Genomic DNA, 13,553 nt, shown 5'->3' with positions numbered 1-13,553 from the left:
GGCGAAGATTCAGTCCTCAACGCAGGTTCACCAGCGTCTGCAGCACTGCGTCCTGCGTCTTGATGGTCTGGGCATTGGCCTGATAGACGCGCTGGGCGGTGATCATGGATACCAGTTCCGCGGTCAGGTCCACCGTGGAATCCTCGGTAGCCGAGGACTGGAGCACCCCGAGGGCGCCGCTGCCCGGAGCGCCCACCAGGGGCTGGCCGGAAGTCGCCGTCTCGGCGAACAGGTTGTTGCCCAGGGGCTGCAGGCCCTGGGGATTGGTGAAGTTGGCCAGCACGATCTGCCCCTGGGCCTTGTTCTGCCCGTTGGAGTAGCGGGCCTGGATGATGCCGTTGTCGTCAATGGAGAAGCCGGTGAGACGGCCCGAGGTGTAGCCGTCCTGGGTGATGGCGTTCACCGAGAACGGGCTGCCGAACTGGGTGGAGCCGGTGAAATCCAGCGTGAAAGACAGGGCGGCGGCCCCGGTGCCCAAATCGCCGGCGGGCACATTGGCCGTCACCACGGCACCACCGGTGAGCACACCCGAGGTGTTGTAGACCAGGGTGGTGATGGCACTGCCACCGTTTTGCAGGGTGGTGGTCCCCGCCGGATTGGTCAGGCTGCTGTACACGTCCCAGGTGTTGCCTGCCGTCTTGCGGAAGTAGAAGGTGTAGGTCTGGGCATTGCCCAGGCTGTCATACACCGTCATGGACGTGGAGCTGTTGTAGGTGGTGGGGTCCAGGTAGTTGAACGCCGCCGTGGGAGGCGTGGCGCGCGAATCCAGGTTCACCAGCACGTTGGCGTTGGCCGTGGCGGAAGGAGCGATGTCGGCCTGGGAGAGTTGCAGGTTCACCAGCGCCCCCGGCAGGATCTGGCCCGTGGCATTGGCGGCGTAGCCCGTGAGTTTTTCGCCGGCGGCGGTGACGATATAGCCGTCCTTGTCCAGCTGGAACTGGCCGTTGCGGGTGTAGAAGATGGTGCCCTGCTGGTCCACCCGGAAGAAGCCCCGACCGTTGATGGCGATGTCCAGGGGATTGTTGGTGACGCTGATGTTGCCCTGGGTGAACTGGGTGGCAATGGTGGCCACCTTGGTGCCGATGCCGGCGGCCAGACCCGTCGCCCCGGCGAGGGAGGCGGCATAGACGTCGGCGAACTGGGCCTGGGAGGCCTTGAAGCCCACGGTGGAGGCGTTGGCCACGTTGTTGCCGATGACATCGAGGCTTTTCGCTGCGGCGTTCAGACCGGAAAGACCCTGCTGGAAGCTCATCGCATTCTCCTTTCGCTTGCTGGGCTTACATGACCTGTTTGATCTGGGACAGCGTCACTGCCCCCAGATCGAGAAGATTCAGTTCCACCTGACCCCGGTTCAGGCTCACGCTGGCCACCGTGCCATGGGACAGGGCGGTGGCCGTCACCGGCTGGCCGTTGGCGCGTGCCTGCACCTCGAAGCGGTAGGCCCCACTGGGGACGGCCTGGCCATCATCGCGCACGCCGTCCCACTGGAACACATTCACGCCGGCAGGCTGGGCCCCGAGATTGGCGCTGTAGAGGGGCTGGCCCGCGGCATCCCTGATGGCCACCAGCACCTGGTCCGCGGGCGCGGCGAGCTCGAACCCGGCCAGCCCCGTGCCGTCGCGCAGGAGCAGGGTGCTGCCCTCCGTGAGCACGCCGCGGCCGATCATGGCGGCAGCCTGCAGCGACTGGGCCTGGGTCAGCGCGCCCGAGATTTTTTCCACCAGATCCGCCAGCCTGTTGATGCCGGTGACGGTGGACAGCTGGGCCATCTGGCTGGTGACCTGGGCATTGTCCAGTGGATTCAGGGGATCCTGGTTCTTCATCTGCGCCACCAGCAGCTTGAGAAAACGGTCCTCGGTGGCGGCCACGCTGTCGGCGGCACGCGCGCCAGCGGCGGAAGCAACGGCAGAGACGGCAGGTGTCATGGCATTGGTCCTTTCACTGGCCCAGGGTCAGCAGCTTGAGCATCATGGCCTTGGTGGTGTTCATCACGTCCACGTTGTTCTGGTAGGAACGGGAGGCCGAGATCATGTTCACCATTTCGTCCACCACGTTCACGTTGGGGTAGGTGACGTAACCATCCTTGTCCGCCGCAGGATGACGCGGGTCATAGACGCGACGCAGGGGCGAGGGGTCGTCCACCACCTCGCGCACCACCACGCCTGCGCCGGCCGTGACACTGGGCGTCCCCATGGGAACGGCCTGGAACACCACCTGTTTGGCCCGGTAGGGGCCGCCGTTGACACTGGTGGCGCTTTCCGCATTGGCGAGATTGCTCGCCACCACATTGAGGCGCTGGGACTGGGCGGTGAGCGCGCTGGCGGCGATGTTGAACACATTGAACAGGGACATGCTGGCTCCTCGTTACTGCGTGCGCAGGGCGGCCTTCATGTGCTGGATTTCCGTGTTGAGCACACGCACGATGGCTTCATAGCGCAGGGCGTTCTCCATGAACTGGGCGCGCTCCCGGTCCATGTCCACCGTGTTGCCGTCGATGTTGCCCTGCACGTCGCTGCGATAGAGCACCCGGGCCCCCAGGGGATTGGCACCGGGCGCCGGCAGGTGGCGCGGGTGGGTGGTGGCCAGTGTGCCCGGGGCGGCGCGCCCGCTCATGACGCGGGAGAGCTCGGCGGCGAAATCGATGTCCACCGCCTTGTAATGGGGCGTGTCGGCGTTGGCGATGTTGGAGGCCAGAAGCTGCTGGCGGAAGCTTGCGAGCTTGAGGGCCGCTGCGTGGCCTTGGAACAGGTGATCCAGCTTGTCCATGATGGCTGCGTGTTTCCTGGTTGGGCGACCAGTGACAAGCAGCAACCGTGCCAACCCGCGGCGGCGGGCGCGAGGGCCCTAACGGTGGCCTTTCGCCCCGGGTGCCGGCAAGCCCTGCCGGCAGGCGGGAGGGAGGCGGCGGCAAAGTTTGCCGCTTCAGCCGGCAGCGGATTGCAGCGGCTGGGCGAGGAAGACGCGGTTGCGGCCGGCCTGCTTGGCGCGGTAGAGGGCCTCGTCGGCTCGCGCGATCATGGACTCGGCGCTCTCGCGGCCCTCGCGCTGGGCCACGCCGGCGCTGAAGGTGATGAGGATGCGCTGATTGTCGTGGAGGAAGAAACGCTTGGTGAGCTCCCGCTGCAGCCGGGTCATGATCTTGACGGCGTCTTCGGCGGTGGTGTCCGGCAGGATGATGACGAATTCCTCCCCGCCGTAGCGGGCCACCACGTCGGTGGGACGCAGGATGTCCTTCACCGTCTGCGCCAGGTGTACCAGCGCCTGGTCGCCGGCTTCGTGGCCATAGGTGTCGTTGAGGCGCTTAAAGTGGTCCACGTCCAGCAGCGCGATGGAAAGGGGCAGACCATGGCGTTCGGCACGGGCGAATTCCCGCTCGAAGGCGTCTTCCATACCGCGCCGGTTCAGCGTGCCCGTGAGGTAGTCCTGGTACACCAGCTCGGAGACTTGGTCGAGCTCCGCCTCCAGCTGCTTGACCCGGGCTTCTGCCGCCTCGACCTGCTGGCGCGCCGCCACCAGCTCGTCGTGGGACCGCACCATGTCCAGATGCATGCTCCGGGTGTCGGCGAGAATGTCCTGCAGGATCCGGTTCAGGGTGGGCAGATCCTCGGTGCCACTCAGGATTTCCGCATAGCGTTCGATTTTCTTGCGGTAGCCGCCGGTGCTCTCCGACATCTCGCCGATGCGCTCGATGAACACCGTCACCAGATTCTTGAGGGTGGTCTTGGCCTCGTTCAGGCTGTGCTTGAGGGTGCCCTGCTTGAAAATCACTTCCTTGAAGCGCTTTTCCGCATCGGCGATGACGCGCGCATCGAGCGGCCGGCTGATGATTTCCTGCACCACGGTGAGCTGGCCGCGCAGCCACTGGTCATCCAGCAGCAGTTCGCCGATGTTTTCGATCACCAGCCTGAGCAGCCGCATGAGACCGTCCAACACGCCGGTTTCCGCCTGGGTCTGCAGTTCCACCTGGATCCAGAACTGGCGCAGGGCCCGGGACAGCGTGGCGAAGGCCTCCGGAGTGCGTGCGCTGCGGGCCTGGTCGGCCAGGCGCTGGGCTTCTGCGGCCAGACCGGGCACGTGGGACAGGCGCGGCAGCACGCCCTGCACCAGCGCCTGGGCTAGCAGTTCCGCCAGCATGGCCGGGAGATCTTCCGGCACGGCGGCCGTGATCGGCGTGCCACGCCGGTCGGGCGCCGGCTCCGGGGCCGCGGGGGCGAGCTCGATGTCGGAGGGCCCGACGGCACCCTCCGACCAGGCGCGGGTTAGGGCCGCGAGCTTTTGCGCCAGCTCTGCGGGATTGCGGCCGAAATTGATGAGTACCCGCTCCAGGGCTTCCCTCTTGCGGGGCGTGGTGAGCCCGGCCTGCTTGAGATCCCACTGGCGGATCAGCTCCCGGATGATCTCTGCCCAGTTGGCCGCCTCCCCGCCCTGGGGCGCGACGAGTCCCTCCAGTGTGGCGCCAAAGGTTTCCCAGTCTCGGGCCTCCACGGCCTTGGCCAGCTCGCGCAGGCGGGGGGCCTGGGCCGGCAGACGGGGACCCAGGTTTTCCAGAATGCGCGCGAGGTTTTCCTCCACGGCTTCCGAGGCGGCGGTTTCCGGGGCGGCGCCGGCCAGTTCCCGGTAAATGCGCTGGTAGTTTTCCGGTGTGGGGGCGATGCGCCGCGCGGCGAGCTGCTTGAGCGTCTCGCGCGCAAGCTCGGTGGGATTGCTGAGTGGGGGCATGGATGCTGCTCGGTTCTTGTCCGGGCCGCGGTTCGGCTGCGCGTCCCCTGTCGGTCGGGTCAGGGGGGCGCCTTCGCGGCCTGCTACAATCGTGTTGTGTTCGCCTTAGTTCTGTCCCATTTGCGGCGCGTCATGGGTGCAACTTTAGCGCACCTGCCGCGCCTGCTCGCCTTTGGCCTGTGGCTGCTGCCGGGATGGAGCGCGCTCGCCGCACCGGCCGCGCCCGATGCCCTGCGCCGCGAGGTGGAGCAATTCGCATACCAGCAGCTGGCGGGGCAGCCGGGCGAGGTCCGCGTCGAGGTGGGTGCGCTGGATCCGGGGCTGGCGTTGCCCCGCTGCCAGCGGCTGGAGGTGTTCCTGCCACCGGGGGTCCGTCTTTGGGGCACCGTCAACGTGGGGGTTCGCTGTGCCGCCGGCGCAGCCTGGACGGTCTATGTGCCGGTGACGGTGCGTGTGCATGCGCCGGTGGTGACGGCGGCCCGTCCCCTTGCCGCCGGACGTCCGCTCGCGGCGGAGGATCTGGCACTGCAGACCCTGGATCTCACCCAACTGCCGCCGGGGGTGCTCACGGATCCGGCCCAGGCGGTGGGGCAGACCCTCACCGTGGGGCTGCTTCCGGGCTATCCCCTGCGGCAGGACATGCTGCGCCCGCCGCTCGTGATTCGCCAGGGACAGACCGTGAAGCTCATCGTCCAGGGCGAGGGTTTCCGGGTGAGCGCCGAGGGTCGGGCAGTCACCAATGCCAGTGCCGGTCAGACCGTGCAGGTACGTACCGCCTCGGGCCAGACGGTAACCGGGGTGGCACGCCCGGACGGCACTGTCGAGGTCAGCTACTGAAGACGCCGGCGCCCCCCGGCTTGGTGGTAAACTCGAGCGTTGCGAAGTCCGGGTGTCGAGCCCGGTCCCGCCCCGGGAAGCCTTGCTTGACGTGGGCTCTCTGCCCATCGCCTGCATTGCACGATCGTCATGCGGGGTGCTCAAGTTTCCGGGTTTGCCGCCGAAAACCCTGGGCAAGGCGGGCTGCCTTTCCCGCTCCACTGACAGCGAAGGGAAATGCCTTGAAAATCGACAACTCGTCCAAGCCGGTGGGCAAGACCCAGGCCACCCAGGCCCCGGCCAAGAAAGCCGGGACGGGCGCGGCCAAGCGCCCAGCTTCCTCCTCCACCTCCTCCGAAAAGGTGGACATCAATCCCCTGTCCTCGCAACTGCAGGCCCTGGAAAGCGAGCTGGAGCGGGTGGAGGTGGTGGACACCGCCCGCGTCGAGGCCATCAAGCAGGCAATCAGCGAAGGGCGCTTCAAGGTCAATCCGGACGCGATCGCCGACCGGCTCATCGCCACCGTGAAGGAAATGGTGCTGAGCCGCAAGGGCTAGCGTCAGGCTGCGCGGCCACCCCCTGGCGTGTATGGAGCCCTGCGCAAATGGTTGACATCGTCTCCCTCCCGGCAGCTCCGCTGGCTGCCCCCCGCAAGGCGACCGCCTGGGTGTCCCATTCCCGGAGTGGGGGCAAGCCTTTCGACGCTAGCAGGCAGGTCGCGGCCGTTTCCCAACCATGACCCGGGATTCCTCCCCGCAAGCCCCCAACACCCTGACCGCGATGCTGCAGGCGGAGCGGGCGGGCTACCAGGCCCTGCACGCGCTGCTTGAGGAAGAACATGCCGCCCTTCTGCGTGGCGATGCCGACGCGCTGGTGGCGCTGGCGCAACGCAAGTCGGCGCAGGTCGTGCATCTGGCGCAACTGGCCGAGGCCCGCAACCGTGAGCTCATGAACCTCACGGGGCAGGTGGATCAGGCGGGAATCAGCGCCTGGTGTCATCGCTTCGCTCCACAGGCCAGTGGTGTAAACGCGCTCTGGCAGGCACTCATCGAGGCTGCGCGCGCGGCGCGTGCCCTCAACGAGGAGAACGGCGCGCTCATCCAGGCCCGCCTGCAGCACAACCAGCAGGCCCTGGCGGTCCTGCGTGGCGCGGCCCAGGAGGTGGCGCAGGCCTACGGGCCGGACGGCCAACCCTGTCCTGCGCCCACGGGCCGTCCCTTGGGCAGAGCCTAGTCCCGCCGCCTTTTTCCTGTCTGCTCCAATGTCGTGACGCCCGCCTTGGCGGGGACGGTCCGGAGGCGCGCACCCTTGCGCGACCGGGGCTGGCAGAGCCGGTGGCAAGGGGGACGTCGCGGAAGCTTCCCGGCAGGCCTAGTGTCCCTTGCCGCCGTCCAGCACGCCGGCGATGGGAATGTCCTTTACCTTCTCAGGCGTTTCCGCGATCACGAGCAGGGTCACCCGGCGGTTGCGTGCCCGGTTCTGCTCATCCGTGTTGGGCGCAAGGGGCCGGTTGTCGGCATAGCCCACCGCCACCAGCCGGTCCGGGCTCACGCCGTTGGCCTCGAACAGGCGCACCACGCTGGCGGCGCGCGCCGTGGAAAGCTCCCAGTTGGAGGGGTAGAGCGCGGTGTTGATGGGGCTGTCATCGGTGTGCCCCTCCACCTGGATCTTGTTGGGCACCTGGGCCAGCAGCTTCGCCACGGCCGCGAGCACCTTGACCGGCTCACCCTGCAGGGTGGCGGACCCGGGCGGAAACAGCACGGCGGCGTTGATCTCGATGGTGACGCCACGCTGGCTCTGGGTGACCCGTACCTGGCCTTCCTTGATCAGGGGCGCCATCACCTGCAGCAGGTCCTGGGCGATTTTCTTCATGCTTTCGGTCTGCCTGCGCAGGCGCGGATCTGGCTCGCTGTCGGGTTTTTTCACCGGTGCGGCCTTGATGGGCTGGGTGCCGGTGCCCGGCGAAAGCCGCGCCTCGAATTCCACCGGGTTGAGGGAGGAGGGGGCGTTGCGAAAGGCATTGAGGAGGGCATCGGAGAGCACCCGGTACTTGCCCTCGTTGATGGAGGAGATGGCGTACATCACCACGAAGAAGGCGAACAGCAAAGTGATGAAGTCCGCGTAGGAAACGAGCCAGCGCTCGTGGTTTTCGTGGTCTTCGGGGCGTTTGCGCCGGGTGCGGGGGCTCATGGTCCCTGCATTATCGGCCGCGTGCCCGCGGTCTTGAGGGGGCCGGGTCAGGCAAGATAGCCGCGCAGCTTGCGTTCGATCAGGCGCGGGTTTTCTCCGTTGGCCACGGAAATGAGTCCCTCCACCAGCATGTGGCGCAGGGTGATCTCCCGGGCGATCAGGCTCTTGAGCTTGTTGGCGATGGGCAGAAACAGCAGATTGGCGGAACCCACGCCATAAACCGTGGCCACGAAGGCAACGGCGATGCCCGCGCCCAGCTTGGAAGGGTCGGAGAGATTTTCCATGACGTGGATCAGACCCAGCACGGCGCCCAGAATGCCGATGGTGGGGGCATAGCCGCCCGCAGATTCCCAGACCCGGGCGGCCTGGCGCTGCCGGTCCTCATAGGCGTCGATTTCCACCTGGAGGGTGTCGCGCAGCGTTTCCGGTTCCGCGCCATCCACCAGCATCTGCAGGCCCTTCCGGGTGAAGGGGTCGGCCACGTCGTCGATCAGGGGCTCCAGCGCCAGCAGTCCGCCCTTGCGCGCGGTGGCGCTCCATTGGGTGATGCGCTGGATCAAGGGTTCGGCGTCCAGGGGTGGCGGCACGAACACCCATTTCACCATGCGCATGCCGCGCAGGAAGGTGGGCAGGCTGCTTTGCAGCATGACCGCCCCCGCCGTGCCGCCGATGACGATGACGAAGGCGGTGATCTGCAGCAGTGAGCCGACATGGCCGCCTTCCAGGATCTGGCCGCCGATGACCGCGGTGAGCGCGAGCAGGATGCCGATGAGGCTGATGAAATCCATGGGGGTTCAACCAAAGCGCGGGATGCGCAGGGAAAAGAACGACACGGTCAGCTCTCGAGCCACTCGCGCAGCTTGGCGCGCAGCCGCGCGACCGCCTGGGTATGCAGCTGGCAGACGCGGGATTCGCTCACACCCAGCACCTCGCCGATTTCACGGAGATTGAGGTCCTGCTCGTAGTACATGGCCATCATCTGGCGCTCCCGCTCCGGCAGACTCTTGATCGCCTCCACCAGCATCTGCCGGAACCCCTGATCCTCGAGGATGCGCAGGGGATTGTCGGCATCCGTGGCGTGGTGGCGCTCCAGGAAATCCGCCCCCTCCGAATCCTGCAGATCCTCGTAGTAGACGAGCTGGTGGCCCCGTGCATCCAGCAGCATCTGCTGGTAGTCGGCCAGGGACACGTTGAGCTCCTGGGCCAGTTCCGATTCCGTGGGGGGGCGGCCGAGCGCTTGTTCCAGCTTGCTCATGGCGGCCTCGATCTGGCGCAGGTTTTTGCGCACCGTGCGCGGCAGCCAGTCGGCATGGCGCAGCTCGTCCAGCATGGCGCCGCGGATGCGCTGCACGGCATAGGTTTCGAACTGGGCGCCCTGGCTGCCGTCGTAGTGTTCGGCTGCATCGAGCAGCCCGATGAGGCCTGCCTGGATGAGATCGTCGACCTGCACGCTGGCCGGCAGCCGCGTCATGAGGTGGTAGGCGATGCGCTTCACCAGCGGCGCGAACTTCTGGACGTATTCCTCTTTTTTCAAGCGCTTCCCTTGCCGTATGCGGGGCCCTCAGAGGTGGGCGTTTTCGGCCGCGAGGCGGCTGGTCATTACGAGTCTGTGCAGAAAGGCGCCGGGGCGTCCCGCCTCCCCATCGGGCCAGGGCCAGCCATTCATGGCTTCCGCGACGAGGCGGCCGGCGCCTGCGGCGGGACTGTCGGGAAAGGCATCGACCACGCTGCGTCCCAGGCGGTCGGCCTGTCGCGCCTGGGCATCCAGCGGGAATTCGCCCAGCCATTCCAGCCGGACACCCAGGTGGCGGGCCGCTGTCTGCGCGAGATTATTATAAATGGCCCGCGCCTTCGCACCAGAGCCGGTCTTGGCCACCACCAGATGGAAGCGCCGCTGGGCGAAGTCCCGCGCAAGACGCTTGATCAGGGCATAGGTTTGCGTGATGGCATCGGCCGCGCAGGACACGACGAGTACCTGTTCCTGGGCGGCGAGCTGCAGGGCCAGGCTGCTGGCTCGGTCGCCCGGGAAGGGGTCCAACAGAAGAACGTCCATGGCCTCCGCCACCTGGGCAAAGGCGGTGCCCAGGTTTTCCTGGGCCGAGGGGTCGAGTGCCGGCAGGCGGGCGAGGGCATCGCCCAGCTCCAGCCAGGCCACCCCCGCAGCACCTTCACTCACCACCTGTTGCAGGGTCCGCTGGCCACGCAGCACGGCCGCCAGGTCGTGGCGGGGGGGCGGTGCGAGATCGCTGGGAATGCGGTGCCGACGCTCGCTCACCACCAGCACGCGGCGGCCACGCTGGGCCAGACTGGCGGCAAGCGTCGTCAGCACCAGGGTGCGGCCCACGCCTTCGAGGGCGGCGGTGATCGCGACCACACGCAGGAAGTCCGGGCGCAGCAGCCGGCGCAGACCTTCGGCCTGGTCGTGGACGAAGGGCCCCATGTCAGCGGCCCATCCTCACCACGTCGGGGGTGCCACGCTTCCGGCTGGACTGTCTTCGGCCAGGCTGGCGGCCGCGGCCACCAGGGAGAATTCCTCGGGGCGCGGCGTGAAGGCCGGATCCTCCCGCGGCGGGCGGAAGGCTCGGTCGATGAGATAGCCGGCGTGGGCGAGATGCAGATCCTCCGGCACGCGCTGGCCATTGGTGAGGAAATGCACCGGCAGTTTGTGGCGGATCGCGACATCCAGCACCGGCCCCAGACTCATGGCCTCATCCACCTTGGTCAGGATGCAGCCCGCCATGCCGTGGCCCCGGTAGGCGGTGACCACATCGTCCAGAGTGCTGCCATGGGCGGTGGCGGCCAGGAGCAAGAGACGCTTCACCTCGCGCCCCTGTCCGGAGAGCAGCGCGATCTGCTGGGCGATGCGCCGGTCGCGCTGGCTCATGCCCACGGTGTCGATGAGCACCAGATGACGGTCCGCCAGGTCCGTGAGGGTGAGCTTAAGGTCGGTCTCATCCTTCACCGAGAACACGGGCACGTTGAGAATCTTGCCGTAGATGCGCAGCTGCTCGTGGGCGCCGATCCGGTAGGTGTCGGTGGTGACCAGCGCCAGGCGTGACGGTCCGTGCTTGAGGGTGCAGCGTGCCGCCAGCTTGGCCACGGTGGTGGTCTTGCCCACTCCCGTGGGACCCACCAGGGCGTACACGCCCCCCTGTTCGATGAGATCCTCGCCGGCGGCCACGCAGCGCAGGTTGCGCGTCAGCGCCGCCTTGGCCCAGCGCAGGCCGCGCTCGAAGTCGAGCTCGCGGGGCATAGCTTCCATGAGCTGGCGTGCCAGCAGGGGACTGAAGCCCGCGGCGAGCAGACTGCGCATCACTTCCAGCTTGAAGGGCTCGCGCCCCTTGAGTTCGTTCCAGGCAAAACCGGCGAGCTGCCCTTCCAGCATCATGCGGATGGTCCTGAGTTCCTGCGCCAGTCCCTGCACCAGCTCGGCTGCCGCGGCGGGGGCGGCCTCGCGCGTCCTGGCCGGTGCGGGCGCTTCCGGGGCCGTGCGCTCCGGGGCAGGCGGCGCGGGCCTGGGGCCGGGGGCAGGGATGGTGACGCCCGGGATCTCGTGGCGCACGCTGGGGGCTGGCCGCGCCGGCGGCACCGGGCCGGTGAGGGAGGCCACGTCCTCTTCCGCCACCGCCATGATCTCCACGCCCCCGGGAACCGGGCGATTGCTCAGGATCAGGGCATCCGGGCCGAGGGCATCGCGTACCTGACGCAGGGCCTCGCGCGTGGTGGGCGCGGAGAATTTCTTGACGATCATGCGCTAGCTCCCAAAACGGCGGTGACCTTGACGGTCTTGGTGTCGGGGATTTCGGCGTGGGACAGCACCTTGAGCTGGGGGGCCACGCGGCGCAGGAAGCGCGACAGCAGCGTGCGCAGCGGCGCAGGGACGAGCAGCACCGGCGGCAGCCCCTGGGCCTCCTGCTGCTGCACCACTTGGCGGGTCTGGGTGAGCAGGCGCTCCGCCAGCCCCGGTTCCAGCCCGGGGCCCTGGCCTTCGCCCACCTGCACCGCCTGCATGAGCAGGTGCTCCAGGGTGGGGTCGAGGGCGATCACCTGCAGTTCGTCGCTGCCCGGATACAGGCCATGCACGATGGAACGGCCCAGGGCGATGCGCACCGCGGCGGTGAGCTCATCGGCGTTCTGGGTGCGCGTGGCATGGTCGGCCAGGGTGTCCAGGATGGTCTTCATGTCGCGGATGTGCACGCCTTCTTCCAGGAGGCTTTGCAGCACCTTCTGCAACAGGCTCAGGGAGACCAGCTTGGGCACGGTCTCTTCCACCAGCTTGGGCGACTCCTTGGCGATGTGGTCGAGCAACTGCTGCACTTCCTCCCGCCCCAGCAGTTCGGCGGCATGGCTTTGCATGATGTGGGAGAGATGGGTGGCGATCACCGTGCTGGCATCCACCACGGTATAGCCGTAGGTCTGGGCCTGCTCGCGCAGGCTGGCGTCCACCCAGATGGCAGGCAGGCCGAAGGTGGGGTCGCGGGTGGGGGTGCCGGGCAGGCTGCCCAGCACACGCCCCGGATTGATGGCGAGATACTGACCCACGAAGGCCTCGCCCCTGCCCACCTCCACGCCCTTGAGGGTGATGCGGTAGGCATTGGGCCGCAGTTCCAGGTTGTCGCGGATGTGCACGGCAGGCACCAGAAAGCCCCAGTCCTGGGCGAATTTCTTGCGGATGCCGCGGATGCGGCGCAAAAGCTCCCCATCCTGGCTGCGGTCCACCAGAGGAATCAGGCGGTAGCCCACTTCCAGTCCCAGGGTGTCCACCGGTTGCACGTCGTCCCAGCTCACTTCCACCGTTTCCGGCACGGGCGCCGGGGCGGCCTCCTCGGCCCGGGCGGCGGCCGCCCGCTCGCGCTGGGTGAGGAACCAGGTCACGCCCGCCAGGGCGGTGGCCAGCAGCAGGAAGGCGACATGGGGCATGCCCGGAATGATGCCCAGGAAGGCGAGGATGGCTGCGGTCAGCATGAGCACCTGGGGGCGCTCGAAGATCTGCGCCACGAGCTGCTCGCTCATGTCCGTTTCCGCGGACACGCGCGCCACGACGATGCCCGCGGCGGTGGAAATCACCAGTGCCGGGATCTGCGCCACCAGGCCGTCGCCGATGGTGAGCAGGGTGTAGTTGTTGGCGGCCTGGGCGAGGGACAGGTCATGCTGGAAGATGCCCACCAGCAGGCCGCCCACGATGTTGATCACCATGATGATCACGCCTGCGATGGCATCGCCGCGCACGAACTTGCTGGCACCATCCATGGCGCCGTAGAACTCGGCCTCGCGCGCCACCTCCGCGCGCCGGCGGCGGGCCTCGTCTTCGCCGATGAGGCCAGTGTTGAGGTCGGCGTCGATGGCCATCTGCTTGCCCGGCATGGCGTCCAGGGTGAAGCGTGCCGCCACCTCCGCGATCCGCCCCGCACCCTTTGTGATCACCACGAAGTTGATGATGACCAGGATGATGAACACCACCAGCCCGACGGTGTAATTGCCGCCCACCAGGAAGTGGCCGAAGGCCTCGATCACCTTGCCCGCCGCATCGCCGCCGGTGTGGCCCTCCAGCAGGATCACACGCGTGGAGGCCACGTTGAGGGACAGGCGCAGCAGGGTGGTGAGCAGCAGCACCGTGGGGAATACCGAGAAATCCAGCGGCCGGGTCACGTACAGGCTGATGAGCAGCACGATCATCGCCAGCGCGATGTTGAACGTGAACAGCACGTCCAGCAGGAAGGGCGGCAGGGGCAGCACCATCATGGCCAAAATCATGACCACGAGGATGGGACCCGCCAGGCGGGTCAGGCTCATGCCGCCGAGGAGATCCAGGGTACCGGCACGGGCGT

General features: G+C 67.5%; 14 protein-coding genes. 3 read left to right on the top strand and 11 right to left on the bottom strand.

Translation table 11 applies throughout. The annotated features are described in order from the left end of the window. Window positions 1–16: 16 nt before the first annotated feature. The 5 genes from flgE to ACZ42P_RS02885 all read right to left on the bottom strand — a co-directional run bounded on the left by flgE (window position 17) and on the right by ACZ42P_RS02885 (window position 4,719). The gene (gene flgE / locus ACZ42P_RS02905; protein ID WP_464898606.1) at window positions 17–1,252 is read right to left on the bottom strand and encodes a flagellar hook protein FlgE; all 1,236 of its coding nucleotides are present in this window, start codon (window positions 1,250–1,252) and stop codon (window positions 17–19) included. Window positions 1,253–1,277: 25 nt separating this feature from the next. Beyond that, a complete protein-coding gene (locus ACZ42P_RS02900) occupies window positions 1,278–1,925 on the bottom strand; it encodes a flagellar hook assembly protein FlgD (RefSeq protein WP_464898605.1) in 648 nt (215 codons plus the stop codon). Between the two features lie 13 nt (window positions 1,926–1,938). Continuing rightward, window positions 1,939–2,352, bottom strand: a complete 414-nt coding sequence (gene flgC / locus ACZ42P_RS02895; protein ID WP_464898604.1) for a flagellar basal body rod protein FlgC — start codon at window positions 2,350–2,352, stop codon at window positions 1,939–1,941. 12 nt (window positions 2,353–2,364) lie between these two features. After that, window positions 2,365–2,766, bottom strand: coding sequence for a flagellar basal body rod protein FlgB (flgB, locus tag ACZ42P_RS02890; protein WP_464898603.1), 402 nt, complete (start codon window positions 2,764–2,766; stop codon window positions 2,365–2,367). A gap of 156 nt (window positions 2,767–2,922) precedes the next feature. Continuing rightward, window positions 2,923–4,719: a GGDEF domain-containing protein gene (locus ACZ42P_RS02885; RefSeq protein WP_464898602.1), complete on the bottom strand. Its 1,797-nt coding sequence runs from the start codon at window positions 4,717–4,719 to the stop codon at window positions 2,923–2,925. A 132-nt stretch (window positions 4,720–4,851) separates the two neighbouring features. Here ACZ42P_RS02885 and flgA point away from each other — a divergent pair, with 132 nt between their 5' ends. From flgA to ACZ42P_RS02870, 3 genes are all read left to right on the top strand, one after another. Further along, a complete protein-coding gene (gene flgA / locus ACZ42P_RS02880) occupies window positions 4,852–5,556 on the top strand; it encodes a flagellar basal body P-ring formation chaperone FlgA (protein ID WP_464898601.1) in 705 nt (234 codons plus the stop codon). 221 nt (window positions 5,557–5,777) lie between these two features. After that, entirely contained in the window at window positions 5,778–6,092 is a 315-nt protein-coding gene (gene flgM, locus ACZ42P_RS02875) for a flagellar biosynthesis anti-sigma factor FlgM (RefSeq protein ID WP_464898600.1), read from the top strand. A gap of 178 nt (window positions 6,093–6,270) precedes the next feature. Beyond that, on the top strand, window positions 6,271–6,768 hold the full coding sequence (locus tag ACZ42P_RS02870; protein ID WP_464898599.1) for a flagella synthesis protein FlgN: 498 nt from the start codon (window positions 6,271–6,273) through the stop codon (window positions 6,766–6,768). Between the two features lie 138 nt (window positions 6,769–6,906). Here ACZ42P_RS02870 and motD read toward each other — a convergent pair whose 3' ends face one another. The 6 genes from motD to flhA are packed head-to-tail and all read right to left on the bottom strand — an operon-like array spanning window position 6,907 to window position 13,518. Then, on the bottom strand, window positions 6,907–7,725 hold the full coding sequence (gene motD / locus ACZ42P_RS02865; RefSeq protein ID WP_464898598.1) for a flagellar motor protein MotD: 819 nt from the start codon (window positions 7,723–7,725) through the stop codon (window positions 6,907–6,909). Window positions 7,726–7,772: 47 nt separating this feature from the next. Continuing rightward, entirely contained in the window at window positions 7,773–8,513 is a 741-nt protein-coding gene (locus ACZ42P_RS02860; protein ID WP_464898597.1) for a flagellar motor protein, read from the bottom strand. 47 nt (window positions 8,514–8,560) lie between these two features. Further along, window positions 8,561–9,259, bottom strand: a complete 699-nt coding sequence (locus tag ACZ42P_RS02855) for an RNA polymerase sigma factor FliA (protein WP_464898596.1) — start codon at window positions 9,257–9,259, stop codon at window positions 8,561–8,563. 27 nt (window positions 9,260–9,286) lie between these two features. After that, a complete protein-coding gene (locus tag ACZ42P_RS02850; RefSeq protein ID WP_464898595.1) occupies window positions 9,287–10,165 on the bottom strand; it encodes a MinD/ParA family ATP-binding protein in 879 nt (292 codons plus the stop codon). A gap of 15 nt (window positions 10,166–10,180) precedes the next feature. Beyond that, the gene (gene flhF / locus ACZ42P_RS02845) at window positions 10,181–11,476 is read right to left on the bottom strand and encodes a flagellar biosynthesis protein FlhF (RefSeq protein WP_464898594.1); all 1,296 of its coding nucleotides are present in this window, start codon (window positions 11,474–11,476) and stop codon (window positions 10,181–10,183) included. Further along, entirely contained in the window at window positions 11,473–13,518 is a 2,046-nt protein-coding gene (gene flhA / locus ACZ42P_RS02840) for a flagellar biosynthesis protein FlhA (RefSeq protein WP_464899354.1), read from the bottom strand. Before flhA ends, flhF begins: the two co-directional genes overlap by 4 nt. Window positions 13,519–13,553: the final 35 nt, after the last annotated feature.

This window comes from Thiobacter subterraneus (assembly GCF_055379455.1).
Note: the sequence above shows the minus strand (reverse complement) of the source record. Positions and strands in the feature narration are given on the sequence as shown.